The 1,391-nt window shown below is 57.3% G+C and carries 1 protein-coding gene; it reads left to right on the top strand.

Annotated features, from left to right (window positions below; genetic code table 11):
- Positions 1-53: 53 nt before the first annotated feature.
- A protein-coding gene (locus NCS00_RS33195; RefSeq protein ID WP_502801621.1) for an IS3 family transposase occupies positions 54-1,391 on the top strand; the annotation gives its coding sequence in 2 pieces (ribosomal slippage) (positions 54-536 and positions 539-1,391; 1,336 coding nt annotated over the 2 pieces). This gene is flagged as partial in the annotation.

Genomic DNA, 1,391 nt, shown 5'->3' with positions numbered 1-1,391 from the left:
TGAACTGCACCCCAAAAGTTGGACACCCGTTCAACGATTTGGGGTGTTTTTTCATGAGCAAGTACAGCGCACGACTCAAGAGCAGAGTCGTTCAAGACTATTTATCAGGCGAGCGCGGTGGTTACGGAGAGGTGGGGCGTCAACATGGCGTGGGCCAGGGCACGGTGCGTAAATGGGTGGCGGCGTGGCGGGCGCATGGCGAGGCGGCGTTTAAGAAGAAGTACAGTTTCTACGACGGCCCATTCAAACTGAAGGTGCTGCAGTTCATGCACACCAAGGCCCTGTCGTGCCGAGAGACGGCCGCGATCTTCGATATCCGCAATCCGAGCGCGATTAATGTCTGGAAGCGCCGGTATGATTCGGGAGGTATGCAGGCCCTTGAGCCGCGCCCCCGAGGACGCTCCGTGAAGCAACCCAAGTCATCTGCGCCAGCGGTTTCGTCCAAATCCGACGAGGCCCGCACGAAGGAAGAGCTCCTGAAGGAGCTGAACTATCTGCGCATGGAGAATGCGTACCTAAAAAAACTCGATGCCTTGATCCGCTCGGAAAGCCCTACAGCGCAGCGCAAAAAGCGCAAGTAGTGGCCGGGTTGAGGCATGAGTTTGCGCTCGACGGCCTGCTGAAAGTGGCCGGCCTGGCGCGCAGCACGTTCTACTACCAATGCAAGGCTTCACGCAAGGCGGACAAACACGCGCAGCTCAAGGCGCGTATTCGTTCTGTGTTCGAGCAGCACAAAGGGCGTTATGGCTATCGACGCATTACTCACGCAGTCCGGCATTTGGGCACTGTTGTGAATCACAAGACCGTCCAGCGGTTGATGCACCTCATGAAACTGAAGTCGCTGGTGCGCCCGAAGAAGTTTCAAGCCTTCCGCGGGACGGTGGGACGGGTTGCGCCGAACGTGCTGCAAAGACAGTTCGATGCCGCGGGGCCGAACCAGAAGTGGGTCACCGATATCACTGAATTCCGGGTGGGCGAGCGAAAGCTTTATCTATCGCCGGTGCTGGATCTGTATAACGGCGAGATCATCGCCTACGAGACGGCCACTCGTCCGGCATTCGCGATGGTCGCCAACATGATCAAAAAGGCGTTCAGAAGGCTGGAAGTCGATGATCGCCCCTTGGTCCACTCGGATCAAGGCTGGCACTATCAGATGGGCGCTTACCAGGCGTTGCTCTCGCAACGAGCCCTGACGCAAAGCATGTCGCGCAAGGGCAACTGCCACGACAACGCCACCATGGAAAGCTTCTTCGGCACTTTGAAGTCGGAGTTCTTCTACCCCAACCGCTTCGAGAGCATCGAAGCCCTTCAGGCCGGAATCAGACGCTACATTCACTACTACAATCACCACCGCATCAAGCTGAAGCTGAAAGGGCTGAGTCCTGTGATGT

Origin of the sequence: Caballeronia sp. AZ1_KS37 (assembly GCF_023631165.1) — a bacterium.
Classification (GTDB): domain Bacteria; phylum Pseudomonadota; class Gammaproteobacteria; order Burkholderiales; family Burkholderiaceae; genus Caballeronia; species Caballeronia zhejiangensis.
Note: the sequence above shows the minus strand (reverse complement) of the source record. Positions and strands in the feature narration are given on the sequence as shown.